The organism is Nonomuraea sp. NPDC004580 (assembly GCF_040609855.1).
In the GTDB taxonomy this organism is placed as follows: domain Bacteria; phylum Actinomycetota; class Actinomycetes; order Streptosporangiales; family Streptosporangiaceae; genus Nonomuraea; species Nonomuraea salmonea.
On sequence record NZ_JBEXLH010000021.1, the window covers coordinates 1 to 16,649 of the forward strand.

A 16,649-nucleotide genomic window follows, 5' to 3' on the forward strand; every position below is an offset into this window, starting at 1 on the left:
CGCCGCGCATGGTGGCGATCCTGCGCAAGTACGGCCTGGAACGCGTTCTGGTCAACTCGGCCGCCGACTGGGGCGCCGCTGCCGCCGGGACGCACCCGCCGCGTGGCGAGCGGCGTGCTGCGGCACTTCGCCGAGCGCGGCGTGCCCGACGAGCGCGGCCTGCTCACCCTCGGCTGGTACGACCCCTTCAGACCGGTCGTGCAGCCCTACTCGGGCCCCGCGTCACCGTACTGGGCCAGCAAGGCGTTCATCGGCCTGCTGCTGCCGCCCGAGCACCCGGCGTGGACCGACCCGGAGGAGCCGGCCCCGATCGACCTGGCCGACCAGAGCGTGGCCATGCGGGGGCCAGGCTGGCTGCTGCGCGCGACGCGGGCGGACGGCGTGGTGCGCCTGCTCAACCACGGCAGCGACCGCGACCGCGTGCAGAGCGGGGACGGCGTCCCCGACCCCCACTACCTCCGCCTCGCCTACACCAGCCACACCGGGCCCGAGGCGAGCGGCGTGGACAACAACCTGGCCGTCATCGCACCCGGTGGCGCCACCTACCTGCGGCGGTCCATCGAGCCCCTCGCCGTCTCCGACGGCTTCGCCGCCTCGGCCCACCAGGACGGCGACGTCCGCGTGGTGACGGCCGTCGTGGCCGCGGGGGCGTCCGAGATCAGGATCCACCAGGTCACCGCGCCCGCCGGGCACCACGTACGTGACGGCGGCCACGCGCTGGCCGCCGAGACGCCGCCCGAGCTGCGGCAGGGCGACAGCGTGGCGTCGGCCAGGCGCGCGGACGGCCTGACCAGCGCCCTCCGCGCGCTGCACGGCTTCACCGGCACCGGCCTGGCCACGGCCGAGCACGCCAGCGCCTTCGGCCGGCACTCCGCCACGCCGTACGCGGTCACGACCGGCCACCCCGGCGGCACCGCCGTCTACGTCAGCCTCGTCCATCTGTCGGGCACCGGCGAGGAGCCGCCCGCGCCGTCGGTCGAGGTGACGGACGGCGCGGTCGTCCTGGGCCTGCAGGACGGCGAGACGGTCACCGTCCGACTCGGCCCCGTCCCCGCCCTCGCCCGGTGAGCCGCGTCACTTCTTGAAGGTGTCCTTCACCTTCTTGCCCGCGTCCTTGATCTTCTCGCCGGCCTGCTTCAGGCCGCCCTCGGTCTGGTCGGCGCGCCCCTCGGCGCGCAGCTCCTCGTCGTCGGTGACGTCGCCGACGTTCTCCTTCGCCCGTCCCTTGAGCTCCTGAGCCTTGTTGCGGAACTTGTCGTCGGTGCCCATGTCCGTGCCTTCCTGCTCGATTTCCGCGGGCCCTTGTCCTTACCGAGCGGGAAGGGCGGAAACGTGATCCCAGGACGCGAGCCGCGCGTGGATCTCCTCCCGCACCGGAAGGGTGAGCGCCTCGGCGTGGGCGCGGGCGAGCAGTTCCTCGATCGAGACCCGCTCGCCCGTCTCGGCCGCCCGCACCGCCGCCTCCACCATGGCCAGGCTGCCGATGTTGCGGGCGATCGCCCCGGAGGGCACCGTGCCGTCCCGCACCGCCGCGACGAACTCCACCAGCGCCCCCGCGATCTGCTCGTGCTCGCCGGGCGGCACGAGCAGGTCGGCGGCGGCCCCGTCGAGGCTGGAGCCGACCCGCTGCTCGCCGTCCCAGGTGGCGCTGCCGCCCGGACCGACGGCCCGCCACTCGCCGTTCCACGAGGTCTCCAGCCCGTCGGCGCACCAGCTTCCGTTGTAGAGGTAGCGGACGCCGCCCTCGAAGCAGAAGGTCGCGGTTGCGGAGGCGTCGCCGCGGTACCAGCTCCATGGCGGGTTCCAGCTCTCGCACGTCACCGACACGGGATCCGCGCCGAGCAGGTAGCGGGCCGCGTCGAAGGCGTGGATGGCCATGTCGACCAGCAGCGGCTGGTCCATCTCGTCGCGGAACCCGCCGAAGCGCGGCCCGCGGAAGAACGACGTGGTGAGCAGACCGGGCGGGCCGAGCCGGCCGATCAGCCGCCGGTACTCGGCCAGCGCCGCGTAGTAGCGGCGCGACTGACTGATCATCAGCAGCCGCCCCGACGCCTCGGACGCGGCGGCCTGCACCAGGGCCTCGGCCAGCGTCGGCGCGGCCGGTTTCTCGCACAGCACCGGCACCCCGGCGAACAGCGCCTCGACGCTGACCGCGGTGTGCGCGGCCGGGACGGTGACGTTGACGACCGCGTCCGGCTCGACCGCCGCGAGCAGCTCGCCGAGCGCGCCCGCGACCGGGGCCGCGCAGCCCGTCTCGCGCAGGGCCGCCCGCGCCCGCTCGACGTCGAGGTCGGCCACCCCGGCCAGCTCGACGTCGCCGGAGGCCGCCAGCGTGCGCAGCCAGGCCAGCCCCATGGCCCCCGCGCCCACCTGGACGACGCGCAGCGGCCGGCTCATCCGGCGTCCTTGTTGTGCATGGCCCCCCGGTAGCCGTGGCCGTTGAAGAAGTCGTCCCTGTCGTAGCGCAGCAGCGTCGGCAGCGCGCGACGGCCGGGGTCGCCGGCCGCCCACTCGACGCTGTTCGCGATGACCTGCAGCACGTCGGGATGGTGGTAGACGGGGTAGTCCTGGTCGCCGGGGCTGAAGTAGAAGATCTTGCCGTTGCCGCGCCGGAAGGTGCAGCCGCTGCGGAACACCTCGCCGCCGCTGAACGAGCTGATGAAGATGAGCTCGTCCGGGGTGGGGATGTCGAACTGCTCGCCGTACATCTCCTGGGCGGGGATCTCGATCGGGTGTGGCACGCCGCGCGCGATGGGGTGCGTCGGGTTCACCGTCCAGACCAGCTCGCGGTCGTTGTCGCTGCGCCAGCGCAGCGTGCAGGTGGTGCCCATCAGCTTGGTGAAGATCTTCGACCAGTGGCCGGAGTGCAGCACCACCAGGCCCATGCCGGACAGCACGTGCCGGTGCACCCGCTCGACCACCTCGTCGGCCACCTCGCCGTGCGCGGCGTGCCCCCACCAGGTGAGCACGTCGGTGCCGGCCAGCACCTCCTCGGTCAGTCCGTGCTCGGGGTCGTCGAGGGTGGCGGTGGCGACCTTCGCCCGCTCGCCCAGCCGGGCCTCGACGCCCCGCCTGATCGCGTTGTGCATGCCGTCGGGGTAGATCTCGGCCACGTGGGGTTCGGCCTGCTCGTGCCGGTTCTCGCCCCACACCAGGACGTTGAGGGTTCGAGCGGTCAAGGGGACGTCCTTTCCATAGGTCACTTGACGGCGCCGCTGACGGCGCCGGCCGCGATGTAGCGCTGAGCGAAGATCAGCAGCAACCCCGCCGGGACGGACGCCAGCACGGCCGTGGCCATGACGGCGGCCCAGTCCTGCGAGTTCGCGCTGATGTAGTCGTAGATGCCGAGCGTGATGGGCTTGACCTCGGGCGTGCTGGTCAGGGTGAGGGCGAACAGGAAGTCGCTCCACGCCGACAGGAAGGTGAACAGGGCCGCCGTGACGATCGCGTTCCTGCTGATCGGTACGACGATCGCGAGGAACGCCCGCAGGTTGCCCGCCCCGTCCACCATCGCCGCCTCCACGAGCGCCGGCGGGATCGACCCCATGAACGCCCTGATGAGCAGCACCGCGAAGGGGATGCCCGCCGCCGAGTTGGCCAGGATGAGGCCGAAGACGTTGTTGATCAGGAACAGCGAGTTGAACAGCGGATAGAGCGCGTTGGCGATGACCATCGCCGGGATCATCTGCGTGATCAGCAGCACGAGCAGGAACACCGTGCCCGCCTTGGTGCGGAAGCGGTACAGCCCGTACGCGGCGGGCGTCGCGATCGCCAGCGTCAGCACCACGGTCCCGAGCGCGATGACCAGGCTGGTGACGAAGTTGCGGCCCTGCTCGGTCACGGCGGTGGCGTAACCGGACAGATCGGGGTTGACGGGGAAGAAGTCGGCAGCGGCGGCGCCCGAGGCGGCCTGGAGGCTGGTGTTGACCATCCAGTAGACCGGGAAGATCATCACGGCGAGGAAGACGACGCCGAGCACCGTCATGGGCAGTTTCCGTGCGGTCACGTTTCGTGCGGTCAAGCTTCGTGCGGCGAAGGTGTGGTTCACGTGCGGCGCCTCACTCGTGCGGCTCGCGGCGCGAGATGAACAGGTAGATGAGGGCGAAGACCAGCGAGACCACGATGAGGACGTTGCTGATGGCGGCGCCCTGGCCGAAGTCGAACTCGACGAACGACTTGTTGTAGGCGTTCGTGGCCAGCGTCTGGGTGGAGTTGGCGGGGCCGCCGCCGGTCAGGCCGAGGATGATGTCCACGACCTTGAGCGTGTAGACCACGCCGAGCACGATGACGACGCTCACCACCGACCGGATGCTGGGCCAGGTGATGTGCCGGAAGGCGGTCCAGCCGGTGGCGCCGTCGAGCGCGCCCGCCTCGTACAGGTCCTTCGGGACCGCCTGCAGGCCGCTGTAGAGGATGGCGACGTTGAACGGGATGCCCAGCCAGATGTTCACCCCGATCACGCCGGCCAGCGCGAGCGTCGGATCGACCAGCCACGGCACGGCCGGGATCCCGAACAGGCCGAGGAACTGGTTGAGCGCGCCGCTCTCCTGGTCGAGCAGCCACTTCCAGACCGCGCTGGAGGCGATGAGCGGCAGCAGCCACGGCAGCAGCAGCAACGCGCGCAGGAAGCCGCTCAGCGGGAAGTTGCGCTTGAAGAACAGCGCCAGCGCCAGCCCGATCACGAACTGGAAGGTGATCGAGCCGACCGTGAACAGCGCGGTGTTCACCAGCGTGGTCGTGAACAGGTAGCTGGACAGGATCGTCACGTAGTTGGTGAGCCCGACCCAGGGCGCGTGCCCGCTGTAGAAGGTCGAGGTCGTGTACTCCTGGAAGCTCATGACGACGTTCTGGACGATCGGATAACCGAAGAACATCGCCACGAACGCCATCGCGGGCAGCGTGAACAACCACGGCGTGGCCCGCTTGAGCAGGCGCGCCCACAGCAGGTCGCGCCGGCCGCGCGCGGCGGCCGCGGAAAGGCTGAGATCGGCTGAGGTCACCACGCGACTCCTTGTCACTCGCCCTGCGCCTGGCGCAGGGCCTCGGCGGGCGCGGCCTTGCCGGTCAGCGCGATCTGCACGGCGTTGTAGATCTTGGTGGCCGCCTTCGGCCAGTCGGGGCCGAGGACCGCGGTACGCGAGCGCGCGGTCCGCACGGTGGTGACGAAGGTCGCGATCGCCGGGTCCTCGGCCGCGGCGCGATCGGCGACCCCAGGGTTCGTCGGGACGGTCTGCTTGACCTTCGCGGTCTCGCGCTGCAGCTCCGGCGAGACCAGACATTTCACGAACCGCCCCGCCCTGGCCATCCTCGCCTTGTCGCCGGTACGCGGAACCGTGAACAGCTCGCCGCCGAGCGGGGCGACCGTGGGCTGCGTGGCCAGCCGGGTCGGGATGGTGAACGTGCCCCAGTCGACCTCGTGCTGCTCCCTGAGCGTGGGGATCTGCCAGGGCCCGTTGACCACCATCGCGGCCTTGCCGGCCATGAACTGGTCGATGACGTCGTCCTGGCTCCAGATGATCGAGCTCCTCGACATCGAGCCGTCGTTCTGCAGATCGACGAGCAACCGCAGGGCCTGCACCGTCGGGGGAGTGGTGATGTCCTGCTCGGTGCCGCCGTTGCCCCACATGAACGGCAGGAACTGCCAGGAGCCCTCGTAGGTGTTGACGTTGCTCATCGCGAAGCCGTACCGGCCGGGGGCGGTCAGCCTTTTCGCGGTGGCGCGGAGTTCGTCCCAGGTTCTGGGCACTTTCGTGATGCCGGCCGCCCGGAACATCGCTTTGTTGTAGAAGATGCTGAGCGTGTTGACCGAGGGGGCCAGGCCGTACACTTTGCCGGCGTACGTGCCGGCCTTCACCACGGCCGGCGTCATTCCCTCGCCGTGCAGGCCGTAGTCGGACAGCGGGGTGAGCGCGCCCGACTCGGCGATCTGCTGCACGTCGGGGTTGTCGAGCATGAGCACGTCGGGCAGGGTGCGCGAGGAGCTCTGCTGGAGCACCTTCGGGATCAGTCCCGGGCCCGCGACGTGGTCGATCCTGATGTCGAGGCCGGTCTGACGCGCGCACGAGCGGTAGAGCGGGTCGTGCAGCTCGTCGTAGTAGTCCTGGATGACGAGGGGGCCGGTGGCTTGCGCGCCGGCGGCGGTCCCGCCGCACGCCGACAGGGTGAGAGGGATGAGAACCGCCGCGACAGTCACCTTGGGCGCCTTCCCGTGACGCTTTTGTGCTGTCTCCATGTGAGCTACTCCTAGGGGGTCGCCACGGAGTCGATGAAGGGTCGTTTACCGGGAGAAAGGGGCTGCGGGAAGTGATGCCGCCACTCGCGGGCGGCCAGGGCAATGATCGAAATAAAGCGCTTAACCGCGCTGGCTTGACCGATATGTTGCGCCTGTCCGACGGCGATGTCAACAACAAGTTAAGCGTTTTACGAAACGCGGGCGGGCGATATAGTCGCAGATGCTTCGCGCGGCCCTGACGAGTCGGGAGGCGGCATCCATGGTCACGATGCGCGACGTCGCCGAGCGGGCGAACGTCTCCATCGCCACGGTCTCGTTCGTCATCAACGGCACCAAGCGGGTCGCGCCCGAGACCCGCGCCCGCATCGAGGCGGCCATCCAGGAGCTCAACTACCGGCGCAACGTCGTCGCCCGCGCCCTGGCCAGCTCGCGCACCCGCATACTCGCGCTGCTCCACCCCGACCTCGAGTCCAAGCCCAACGCCACGGTGATCCAGTTCGTCATGGGCGCGGCGCACGGCGCCCGCGAGCGCGGCTACGACCTCGTGCTGTGGCCGGTCAACGACGACGAGCAGATGTCCCACCTGCTGGCCGGCGGGCTCGTGGACGGCGTGCTGCTGATGGAGGTGCAGATCCGCGACGCGCGGGTGGCGCGGCTGCTGGCCTCACGGGTGCCCTTCGCGCTGATCGGCCGCACCGAGGACGACGACCTCCCGTACGTCGACATCGACTTCGCCACCACCATCCATCAGGCCGTCGAGCACCTGCGCGGCCATGGCCACGAGCGCGTCGCGCTGGTCGCCCAGCAGACCGACGCCACCACAGAGCCCGGCCGCATCATGCGGGTCGAGTCCGCCTACCTCGACGCGATCGCGCCGCTCGGCCACCCGCCCGCCGTCATCAGGGTCGAGAGCACCTCCGCCGGAGGCCGGGCCGCCGCGCGCCGGCTGTACGACGACTTCCCCGAGGTCACCGCCGTCGTCCTGGTCAACGAGGGCGCCGCGGCGGGACTCGCCAAGGGCACGCGGGCGCTCGGCCGTCAGGTGCCAGGCGACCTGTCGATCATCTCGGCGGCGACCACGCGTGAGCTGGGCGAGATGATCGAGCCGTCGCTGACGGTCATGGCGGCGCCGGCCGCCGAGCTCGGCCGGATGGCCGCCGACGCGCTGATCGACCGGCTCGAAGGGACCGAGGAGGCGCCGCCGCGGGTGCTCATCCCGTGTGCTCTGGTGCCGGGGGAGTCGGTGGGGCCGCCGCCGGTCCGCTGACGTCGAGGCCCGCCTGCGGGCCGACCTCGAGTAGGGCGTTGCACCTTAAGCGCCTTTGTCAGGGAATCTCCCGAAGATCGCGGTCAAGGTCCTCCCTGTGATGGTGTGGCCTTCGGGGGAGACGCGTGGGCAGACTGTGGGGCCGGTCGTTGCGGACGCGGCTGGCGTTGTTCGCCAGTGTCACGATGTTGCTGCTGGACATCATCGTGAGCGCTTTCGTGCTGTTCGGAATCAGGGACCAGGTCGCCGAGGTCCGCGCCCACGAGCTGTCCACCAAGGCCGTCCGCGTGCTGATCCTGATCAAACGGAGGAGCCTGCCCCAGGTGCTCGACCAGGACGGCACCGACGGCATGCAGGTCCTCGACCACACCGGCCGGCCGGTCGCCTGGACGCCCAACCTGGCCGGCCAGCCACGCCTGACCACCGCGCTGCCACACCGCTCCCTGATCAACGACACGGAGACCGTGTGCGGCATTCCGGCCTTCGAGGGCGAATGCAAGATCACGATCACCGTGATCGCGTACCAGCCGGAGGGGGAGTGGCTGGTCTACGCCTTCGGCCCCGACGTGCCCTGGTACGTCAGCCCGGTCATCCTGATCTTCCAGATCGCCGTGTCGGCGGCGCTGGTCGCGCTGACCTGGTTCGGCGTGTCCCGCATCGTGGCCAAGACGCTGGCGCCCGTCGGCAGCATCACCAGGAAGCTCGCCGAGATCAGCGCGGGGGGCGGCGGCCTGCGGGTGCCCGTGCCGGAGAACGACGACGAGATAAGGGCGCTGGCCGAGACCAGCAACCAGACCCTGGAGCGCCTGGAGTCCGCGCTCGCGGGGCTTCACGATGCCATGGAGCGGCAGCGCAGGTTCGCCACCGACGCCTCCCACGACCTGCGCAGCCCGATCACGGCGATGCGGGCCCAGATGGAGGACGCCATGCTCCATCCCGAGGAGGCCGACTGGGAGGAGACCGGCACGAAGGTGCTGGCCAGCCTCGACCGGCTGCAGGCCATCGTAAGCGACCTGCTCACGCTCACCAAGCTCGACGCCGGAGCGCCCGACCAGCGCGAGCCGGTCGACCTCGCGGAGCTGGTCGCCACCGAGACCGCGCGGCCGCGCGCCAAGGAGTTCGTCACGACCCTGGAGACCGGCGTCGTCGTCATGGGCGACCGGCTGCAGCTGGCCCGCCTGCTGACCAACCTGCTCGACAACGCCGAGCGGCACGCCGAGCGGCGGGTCATCGTCACCGTGCGGCGGCAGGGCGACGACGCGGTGGTGGAGGTCGTGGACGACGGGGCCGGCGTCCCTCGCGAGCACCGCGAGTTCGTCTTCCAGCGCTTCGCCCGCCTCGACGCCGCCCGTAACCGCGACGCCGGCGGCACCGGACTCGGGCTGCCCATCGCCAGGGAGATCGCGACCGCCCACCTCGGCACGCTGTCCATCGAGGACTCCGACAGCGGCGCCCGTTTCGTGCTGCGCCTGCCGATCCTGGAGGAGGACTGAGCCCGCCGTGACGGGTGCGCAACCAGCGACATGACTGACTTGAGGAGGAACGGGGCACATGCAGTTCCGGACCAGGTTTGTGCCACCGGAGGGAGAGCCACATGGATCAGCCGGGTACCGGCAGCCGGAACGTCCACGACGGCGCGGATGCGGAGACCGGCCGCGTACGCTGCACGCCTCCTCCCGCAGCCGAGCTGTTCGAGATCGTGGTCCTGGACACCACCGGCGGCGATCCGCACTGGCACACCATCGGCTGGGGCGTGAACCGGGGGGACGCCGACACCATCGCGCAGTCGTACGTCACCCGTCCGGTGTGCCCGTACGAGGAGGCCCGGATCCGGCAGAACGGGCACCTGGTGGGGGTGCACCGCCGGCAGCCCTGACCCCCGTGCGGTCAGGGCCTGGCGTGGCCGGCGGCCAGGACGGCCGTCAGCGCCTGCTCCACGTCGTCGTGGAAGGTCACCGCCCGATCGGCGCCCGTGATCTCCAGCAGCCTGGCCGGCATCGGCTGCACCCCGGCCAGGTGCAGGCCGGCGCCATGGGCGCGGGCCAGCGCGCCGGCGGCGAGCAGCACCGCGAGGCCGGAGCTGTCGATGAAGGTCAGCTCGCGCATGTCCACGATCACGTGGTCGTCGAACCGGCGGCGCTGCCTGCCGATGAACTCCTCCAGCTCGGCGGAGGTGCGGATGTCGACCTGGCCGGCCACGGTGAACAGCGTGGCCCCTGAATAGTGGCGACAGGTGAGTTTCACGGGCTCTCCTGGCGTTGGTCGGCCGGTGGCTGGTTGTGCGCGGCAGGTTGTGCGGGCTGGTCGTGAGGGCTGGTGGCACGGGCTATCGCGGGGACGCCAACCGATGCTGCAACTTTATGCCCGCCGATCAGACACCTGAAAGATGATTCGTCAAAGGATCTTCAGGAAGGATCCTGGGCGGACCGGTCGTCCATCACGCCGTACGCCGTCGCGCGGAAGAGGAACGACGCCCACGACCGGTAGGGCCGCCAGGCGTCGGCCAGCCGCCGGTACGCGGACGGCGGCGCGTCCTCCGCCAGCCCGTACGCCTCCCGCAGGATCGCGAACAGCCGCGGCTCGTCACCGGGGAACGCGTCCGGCGCCCCCGCGCCCCTGATGAGGATCAGCCCCGCAGAGAACGGCCCCACGCCGGGCAGCGACCGCAGCTCCGCCAGCGCCTCCTCCGGGGCCGCCGAGCGCAGGTGCTCGGCGGTCAGCAGGCCGTCGAGCGCCGCCCTGGCCAGGCCGCGCAGCCACTCCTCCTTCTGCGCCGGCAGGCCGAGCCCGCCCGCGTCCAGCAGCGAGACCGGCGGCGGGAACGCGGCGAACGGCTCACCGCCCACCACCACCTCCGCGCCGTACCGTTGCGCGATGCGCTGCTTGATCGCCGACGCCACGACCATCGACGAGCGCTGCACGATCACCGCCCAGCAGGCCGCCTCCCACGGGCTCCAGAAGCACACGGGACGCAGACCGGGGCGCAGCCGGAGCAGGTCGCCCAGCACCGGGTCGGCCTCGCCGAGCTTGGCGAAGCCGGTGCCGTCGACGTCGAGCGAGAAGATCCGCGCCACCTCGCCCCTGATCGCCGGGCCCGCCGGGCGCGTGGTGGTGACCGACACGCCGCCGGGGACGCCCGTCACGCTCACGCCGATGGGCCGCCAGTCGGCCTCCGCGCAGTACGCGAAGCGCAGCGTCCGCCCGTCGGAGGGCAGCCTGCTCGTGGCCGGCCAGTCCTCCACGAAGCGCAGGGAGTCGGCGAACTCGAACGGGCCCTCGGCGGTCAGCGTGAATCCGTGCGTGGTCATGCCGCTGATGTTAGGCGGCGTCCGGCGCCTGGCGTACGGTGACATCCTGACGCTGACGTCAGCAGCACCTGAGGGGGAGATCGGATGCGGATCGGCGAGCTCGCCGCCCAGGCCGGGGTGAGCGTGCGCGCGCTGCGCTACTACGAGGAGCAGGGCCTGCTCTTCTCCGAGCGCACGCCCAGCGGGCAGCGCGTCTATCCGGACAGCGCGGTGGAGCGCGTCAGGCTGATCCGGCAGCTCTACGCGGCCGGGCTGGCCAGCAAGGCCATCGAGCCGATCATGCCGTGCGTGATGTCGGGCGAGGTCGTGCCGGAGCTGATCGAGCGGCTGCGGGCCGAGCGGGAGCGCATGGACGCCAAGATCAACGAGCTGGTCGAAGCTCGCGCCAAGCTCGACTCCATCCTCGCCGTCGCCGACGCCGTCGCCCACGAGGGCGGGAACTGCCCCCGATGACCCAGGAGGGCGCGGACGCTCCCGGCAGGGACGTTCCCGGCAGGGACGTTCCCGGCAGGGACGTTCCCGGCAGGGACGGGCGCGCGCCTGAGACCGCTTTCGTGCTCGGGGGCGGGGGTGTGCTCGGAGCCCACGAGGTGGGGATGCTGCGGGCGCTCGACGAGGCGGGCGTCCGCCCCGGACTGGTGGTGGGCACGTCCGTCGGCGCGCTCAACGGCGCGGTCATCGCCGCCGACCCGGCTCAGGCGGTCGCCAGGCTGACGGGTCTGTGGCGTTCCGACATCGTCCGTACGGCCTTCGCCGGCTCCTGGGCGGCCCGGCTGTCCACGCTCGCCAAGACGCGCACCCACCTGCACCCCAACGAGCCGCTGCGCGGCGTGCTGCGCGAGACCGTGCCGGCCGCCCGCATCGAGGAGCTGGCCGTGCCGTTCCAGTGCGTGGCCGCCTCGGTCGAGCGCGCCGCGGCCCACTGGTTCAGCTCGGGCCCGCTGGTGGACGCGGTGCTGGCCTCGTGCGCCGTACCGGGGCTGCTGCCGCCGGTGGTGATCGGCGGCGAGCACTTCTACGACGGCGGGCTCGTGCACAGCATCCCCATCGGCCGGGCCGTGCAGCTCGGCGCCAAGCGCGTCTACGTCCTGCACGTCGGCAGGATCGAGCGCCCGCTCAGCCCGCCGCGCAGGTTCTGGGAGGTGGGCATGGTGGCGTTCGAGATCGCCCGCAGGCACCGCTTCGCCGAGGACCTCGCCACGCTGCCGCCCGGCGTGGAGGTGCACGTGATGCCGTCGGGGGTGACCACGCCCGCCTCGCCGCTGCGCTACCGCGACGGCTCCCAGGTGGCGGCCTGCATCGACCGCGCCTACCAGGCGTCTTCCCGCTACCTGCGCGAAAGAGGAGGATGAGAGTACGCCCTTGAGGAGGCCGTCGTGCTTCCACCTCGCATCCTGCGCAGGGTCGTCCTGGCGCCCCTGGTCATCGTGGTCACCGTGTTCATGCTGGTGACGCTGCCGTTCTGGCTGGTCGTCACGGCCGCCGCCTCGCTGCGCCTGCCGCCGCCGCAGCGCAGGGGCGCGCGGTTCGTCTGGTTCGCGGTGGCGTGGCTGACGCTGGAGTCGGCGGTGCTCATCGCCTGCCTGTGGCTGTGGGTGGCGGGCGGCGCGAAACGGCAGGAGCGGCATTACGCGCTGATCGGCTGGTTCCTGACCCGCGTGTACGGCGCCGCCGAGCGCGTCTTCCTGCTCACCACCGACATCGAGGAGCCAGAGCCGACCCCCGAGGAGCAGGAGGCCCGGCTCTCCCGGCCGGTCATCGTCCTGTCCAGGCACGCGGGCCCCGGCGACTCCTTCCTGCTGATCCACCACCTGCTGGCCCGCTACCACCGCCGGCCCCGCATCGTCATGAAGGCCGCGCTCCAGTACGACCCGTCGCTCGACGTCGTCGTCAACCGGCTGCCGAACGCGTTCGTGCCCCGCAGCATCGACCAGAGCGGCGTCACCGCCGAGATCCACCGCCTCGCCGCCACGATGGGCGCCAGGGACGCGCTGGTGATCTTCCCCGAGGGCGGGAACTTCACGCCGCGCCGCCGCCGCCTCGCCATCCGGCGCCTTGAGGAGAAGGGCCTGACCGGCGAGGCCGGCCGGGCCCGCGACATGGATCACCTGCTCCCGCCCCGCCCGAACGGCGCCATCGCCGCCATCGAGGCCTGCCCGGCCGCCGACGTCATCTTCGTCGCGCACACCGGGCTCGATCAGCTCGTCACCGTGGGGGACGTCTGGCGCAAGCTTCCCGTCAGCGCGCACATCACCGCGAAGTGGTGGCGCGTACCGGCCGCCGACATTCCCCGGACCCGCGAGGAGCGCGTCCGCTGGCTGTACGACCACTGGGCGCTCATCGACGCCTGGATCACCGAGCAGCGCGGAAGCCGTCCAGGAGCCGGGCCACCGTCCGGCGGCGGAGGTCGTCCGGCCAGCCGCCCGCCGGCGCGCCGTGGGTGGCGGCGGTGAGCAGGGAATCCCATGCCCGAGCGGACCCCGCGAGACCACTGCGCCCGCTTCCAGCGCAACGTCCTGTCAGGAGCCGCGGCCCTGGACGCTGGGGTGCGTCACCGAGTACCAGCTGGTGGGCACCTTGCGGGGGAGCGACGTGCGCGCCCGGGCCGCGTTCGTGGTGGTGCTGCGCGCGAGGGACGGGCGGATCGTGCACTGGCGCGAATACCAGGACCGGGCCGCCATCGCCGAAGCCCTCACGTGACCCACCACCTCGCCGCCCTTGGGCATCGCTCGCCTCTGGCTGCTCCTCCCCGGGACTGCGCCTTTCAGCGGGCTGTGGCTCTGCCCGCAGGCCCGCCCCCACGTCCCGCGCCTCCCCCTCTAGGGGGCGCCGGGCGGGAGGGTGGGGAGTGTGGGGGAGGGGCCCTGCTCGATCAGGTGGAGGAGGGCGTCCGTGTCCAGGTGGTGGTCGATGAGGTCGCCGAGGGCGTCCAGGCGGGCCTCGCGGAGGCGGGCGAAGTCGGTGTCAGGGGCGGGGGTGAAGGCGCGGCCGGCGCGGTGGGCGACGTCGGTCAGGAAGGCGCGGCGGAAGCCGTCGTTCTCCAGGGCGCCGTGCCAGGTGGTGCCGAAGACGTTCGCCGAGCGGCAGCCGTCCAGGAAGGGCTCGCCGCCCTCGACGGTCGCGACGCCGTGGTGGATCTCGTACGCGCTCACCGCCTCCCCGTACGCGGACCCGACGGGCCTGCCGAGCCGCTTGTCCGCCCCGAACATGACCCGCACCGGCAGCAGCCCGAGCCCCTCGACCCGGCCCGCCCCCGACTCGACGTCGTCCACGATCTCCCGTCCGAGCATCTGGTACCCGCCGCAGATCCCCAGCACGGGCCCCGTCCGCGCGCGCAGGGCCGCAGCGAGCCCGCTCTCCCGCAGCCAGGCCAGGTCGGCGACGGTGGCACGGGAGCCGGGCAGTACGACGAGGTCGGCGTCGTCCAGCTCGCCGGCGGAGGTGGCGAAGCGCACCACCACGCCGGGCTCGGCGGCCAGCGCGTCCACGTCGGTGAAGTTGGAGATGCGCGGCAGCCGTACGACGGCGACCCGCAGCGTCTGCCGCCCGTACGCAGGCCGCACCGCCACCTGCCGCCCGTCGAGGGCGAGTGAGTCCTCGACGTCCAGCCAGAGCCCGTCCAGCCAGGGCAGCACCCCGTAGACCTCGCGGCCGGTGAGCCGCCTGATCATGTCGAGCCCGGGTTCGAGCAACTCCTTCGCGCCGCGGAACTTGTTGACCACGAACCCGGCCACGTGCGCCTGATCGGCGGCGTCCAGCAGGCCGACGGTGCCGTAGAAGGCGGCGAACACCCCGCCCCTGTCGATGTCGCCGACCACGATCACGGGCAGGTTCGCGGCCCTGGCCAGGCCCATGTTGGCGATGTCGCCGCGGCGCAGGTTGATCTCGGCCGGGCTGCCCGCGCCCTCGCACACCACCACGTCGTACTGCTTCCTGAGCCGCTCAAGCGCCTCCAGCGCGGTCGTGCGCAGCAGGCCCTTCAGCGCGCCGTACTCCATGGCGTCCACGTCCGCGACCGGGCGGCCCATGAGCACGACCTGGCTGCGGCGGTCGCTGCCCGGTTTGAGGAGGATCGGGTTCATGTCGGCGGCCGGTTCGAGGCCGGCGGCCTGCGCCTGCACGGCCTGCGCGCGGCCGATCTCGGCGCCGTCGGCGGTGACGTACGAGTTGAGCGACATGTTCTGCGCCTTGAAGGGCGCGACGCGCACGCCATGGCGGGCCAGCCAGCGGCAGATCCCGGCCGTGACCACGCTCTTGCCCGCGTCCGATGTGGTGCCCGCCACCAGGAGTGCGCCGTTGACCATGGCCACACCGTATCGAAGCCGCAGATCACGAAATTTCCCGGAAACCGACCATTTACGAATGCTGTGACTTCTGTCACTCTGGCTAGAACGTCGCACTAGAACTGGATTCTAGAGTCACCTACGCGAAAGGGTGGGCATGGTCGGGACGTTCGGCTCGCCACGGACGGGCACCATCGACGCGCGATCCCGCGCGCCATTCGGCTGGGCACCCCTGGTGGTGCTGTTCATCGTCGGACTAGTGGACAGGATGGAGGCCAACCTGCTGTCGGGCGTGCTCCCGGTCATCCAGCGGGAATGGCACTTCAGCGACACCGCGGCCGGCTCCATCCCGACCGCCGCCGCCCTGGCCGCCGCCGTGGTGGCCCTGCCCGCCGGCTACCTCGCCGACCGGTTCAGCCGGACCCGGATCATCGCGGTCGTCGTCTTCTGCTGGGCGCTCGCCACGCTGGGCTCCGGCATCGCGACCGGGTTCGCCATGTTCTACCTGATGCGGGTACTGCTGGCCGCGGCCGAGAACATCGACAACCCGGCCGCCGGCAGCCTGCTCGCCGACTACTACCCGCCCGCCAGCCGGGCCAAGGCGTACGGGCTGACCCGCGTCACCACGTACCTCGGCGGTGTCGGCACCCTGGTCGGCGCCCAGCTCGCCGCCGCGTTCTCGTGGCGTACGGCGTTCCTCATCATGGTCGTGCCAGGCGTGCTCACGGCGCTGCTGGTCTGGTTCCTGCGCGAGCCGCGCCGCGGCGAGCTGGACCGGATGGTCGCGAGCGGTGCGATCCCCCCGCAGCCGTCCATGGCCGGTGCCGGTGGTGAGGCCGTCCCGCCCGGCCCGCCCGCGCCTGCCGCGCCCGCCGGGGCGGAGGTCAAGCCGCCGTTCCTCACACAGGTGCGCGGCGTCATGGTCATCCCGACGCTGCTGTTCGTCTGCGTCGGGCTCGCGCTGCTCAGCCTCGGGCTGGCCGGGATCTTCTTCTGGCTGCCCACGTTCATGGTGCGCACCCTCGGCGCGGACGTCGCCACCGCCGGCTCGCTCAGCGGCCTGCTCACCATCGCCGGCACGCTGACCGGCACGCTGGTCGGCTCCTGGCTGGGCAGGAAGTGGCACGGCACGATCAAGGGCGGGCGCCTGCTCGCGGGCGGCGGCGGCATCACGGCCGGCTCGGTGGTCCTGGCCGGCGCGCTGTCCATGGACTCGGTCGGCGCGCTGGCCGGCCTGATGCTGGTGGCCAGCTCGCTCATGTCGATCGCGATCCCCAACATGACCGCCTGCCTGGCCGACGTGGTGCCGGCCGCCGCGCGCGGGCTCGGCTTCGCCGTCCTGCAACTCTTCCTGACCGTCGGTACGGCCTTCGGCTCGCTGGTCGTCGGCATCGTCTCCGACGGGACAGGGTCGCTGCTGACCGGCATGTACGTCCTGATCGCCCCCATGGTCGTGGGCGGCCTGCTCACGCTGGGCGCCAGGGCGTCGTTCGAACGGGACGCGGCGAAGGTCCTGGAGGACGCCCGCCGCTGACCCGTCCGCCTCGCGGGATGCGGCG

At 71.7% G+C, this 16,649-nt stretch carries 17 protein-coding genes; 8 read left to right on the plus strand and 9 right to left on the minus strand.

Going from position 1 to position 16,649, the window contains the following annotated elements; genetic code table 11:
• A partial coding sequence (locus ABZW11_RS22140) for a DUF2264 domain-containing protein (protein ID WP_355419896.1) occupies window positions 1–1,068 on the plus strand: 1,068 nt, incomplete at its 5' end.
• A gap of 6 nt (window positions 1,069–1,074) precedes the next feature.
• Here ABZW11_RS22140 and ABZW11_RS22145 read toward each other — a convergent pair.
• The 6 genes from ABZW11_RS22145 to ABZW11_RS22170 are packed head-to-tail and all read right to left on the minus strand — an operon-like array spanning window position 1,075 to window position 6,193.
• Window positions 1,075–1,269 (minus strand): CsbD family protein, encoded by a 195-nt coding sequence (locus tag ABZW11_RS22145; RefSeq protein ID WP_355419899.1) that lies wholly within the window; start codon window positions 1,267–1,269, stop codon window positions 1,075–1,077.
• A 39-nt stretch (window positions 1,270–1,308) separates the two neighbouring features.
• Window positions 1,309–2,397: a Gfo/Idh/MocA family oxidoreductase gene (locus ABZW11_RS22150; protein ID WP_355419902.1), complete on the minus strand. Its 1,089-nt coding sequence runs from the start codon at window positions 2,395–2,397 to the stop codon at window positions 1,309–1,311.
• Window positions 2,394–3,179 carry a ThuA domain-containing protein gene (locus tag ABZW11_RS22155; protein WP_355419905.1) on the minus strand — a complete coding sequence of 262 codons (786 nt, stop codon included), beginning with the start codon at window positions 3,177–3,179 and terminating at the stop codon, window positions 2,394–2,396. Before ABZW11_RS22155 ends, ABZW11_RS22150 begins: the two co-directional genes overlap by 4 nt.
• 20 nt (window positions 3,180–3,199) lie before the next feature.
• Entirely contained in the window at window positions 3,200–4,006 is an 807-nt protein-coding gene (locus ABZW11_RS22160; protein ID WP_355419907.1) for a carbohydrate ABC transporter permease, read from the minus strand.
• Window positions 4,007–4,058: 52 nt separating this feature from the next.
• Window positions 4,059–5,000: a sugar ABC transporter permease gene (locus tag ABZW11_RS22165; protein ID WP_355419910.1), complete on the minus strand. Its 942-nt coding sequence runs from the start codon at window positions 4,998–5,000 to the stop codon at window positions 4,059–4,061.
• A gap of 14 nt (window positions 5,001–5,014) precedes the next feature.
• Window positions 5,015–6,193, minus strand: coding sequence for an extracellular solute-binding protein (locus ABZW11_RS22170; RefSeq protein WP_355419913.1), 1,179 nt, complete (start codon window positions 6,191–6,193; stop codon window positions 5,015–5,017).
• A gap of 298 nt (window positions 6,194–6,491) precedes the next feature.
• Between ABZW11_RS22170 and ABZW11_RS22175 the strand changes: the two genes are divergently transcribed.
• The 3 genes from ABZW11_RS22175 to ABZW11_RS22185 all read left to right on the plus strand — a co-directional run bounded on the left by ABZW11_RS22175 (window position 6,492) and on the right by ABZW11_RS22185 (window position 9,375).
• Window positions 6,492–7,499 (plus strand): LacI family DNA-binding transcriptional regulator, encoded by a 1,008-nt coding sequence (locus ABZW11_RS22175; protein WP_355419916.1) that lies wholly within the window; start codon window positions 6,492–6,494, stop codon window positions 7,497–7,499.
• A gap of 125 nt (window positions 7,500–7,624) precedes the next feature.
• On the plus strand, window positions 7,625–8,992 hold the full coding sequence (locus ABZW11_RS22180; protein ID WP_355419919.1) for a HAMP domain-containing sensor histidine kinase: 1,368 nt from the start codon (window positions 7,625–7,627) through the stop codon (window positions 8,990–8,992).
• A gap of 101 nt (window positions 8,993–9,093) precedes the next feature.
• Entirely contained in the window at window positions 9,094–9,375 is a 282-nt protein-coding gene (locus ABZW11_RS22185) for a hypothetical protein (protein ID WP_355419922.1), read from the plus strand.
• A gap of 11 nt (window positions 9,376–9,386) precedes the next feature.
• On the opposite strand, the gene ABZW11_RS22190 is transcribed toward ABZW11_RS22185, so the two are convergent.
• Window positions 9,387–9,743 carry an STAS domain-containing protein gene (locus ABZW11_RS22190; protein ID WP_355419925.1) on the minus strand — a complete coding sequence of 119 codons (357 nt, stop codon included), beginning with the start codon at window positions 9,741–9,743 and terminating at the stop codon, window positions 9,387–9,389.
• 161 nt (window positions 9,744–9,904) lie between these two features.
• A complete protein-coding gene (locus ABZW11_RS22195; protein ID WP_355419928.1) occupies window positions 9,905–10,807 on the minus strand; it encodes a hypothetical protein in 903 nt (300 codons plus the stop codon).
• 84 nt (window positions 10,808–10,891) lie between these two features.
• Here ABZW11_RS22195 and ABZW11_RS22200 point away from each other — a divergent pair, with 84 nt between their 5' ends.
• The 3 genes from ABZW11_RS22200 to ABZW11_RS22210 are packed head-to-tail and all read left to right on the plus strand — an operon-like array spanning window position 10,892 to window position 13,260.
• Complete coding sequence (locus tag ABZW11_RS22200; RefSeq protein WP_355419931.1) at window positions 10,892–11,260, plus strand: MerR family transcriptional regulator; 369 nt, start codon at window positions 10,892–10,894, stop codon at window positions 11,258–11,260.
• Window positions 11,257–12,159, plus strand: coding sequence for a patatin-like phospholipase family protein (locus tag ABZW11_RS22205; RefSeq protein WP_355419934.1), 903 nt, complete (start codon window positions 11,257–11,259; stop codon window positions 12,157–12,159). The genes ABZW11_RS22200 and ABZW11_RS22205 overlap by 4 nt, the downstream gene beginning before the upstream one ends.
• A gap of 24 nt (window positions 12,160–12,183) precedes the next feature.
• Window positions 12,184–13,260 carry a 1-acyl-sn-glycerol-3-phosphate acyltransferase gene (locus ABZW11_RS22210; protein ID WP_355419937.1) on the plus strand — a complete coding sequence of 359 codons (1,077 nt, stop codon included), beginning with the start codon at window positions 12,184–12,186 and terminating at the stop codon, window positions 13,258–13,260.
• 366 nt (window positions 13,261–13,626) lie between these two features.
• On the opposite strand, the gene ABZW11_RS22215 is transcribed toward ABZW11_RS22210, so the two are convergent.
• The gene (locus tag ABZW11_RS22215; RefSeq protein ID WP_355419940.1) at window positions 13,627–15,111 is read right to left on the minus strand and encodes a cobyric acid synthase; all 1,485 of its coding nucleotides are present in this window, start codon (window positions 15,109–15,111) and stop codon (window positions 13,627–13,629) included.
• 136 nt (window positions 15,112–15,247) lie between these two features.
• Between ABZW11_RS22215 and ABZW11_RS22220 the strand changes: the two genes are divergently transcribed.
• Entirely contained in the window at window positions 15,248–16,624 is a 1,377-nt protein-coding gene (locus ABZW11_RS22220) for an MFS transporter (protein ID WP_355419943.1), read from the plus strand.
• Window positions 16,625–16,649: the final 25 nt, after the last annotated feature.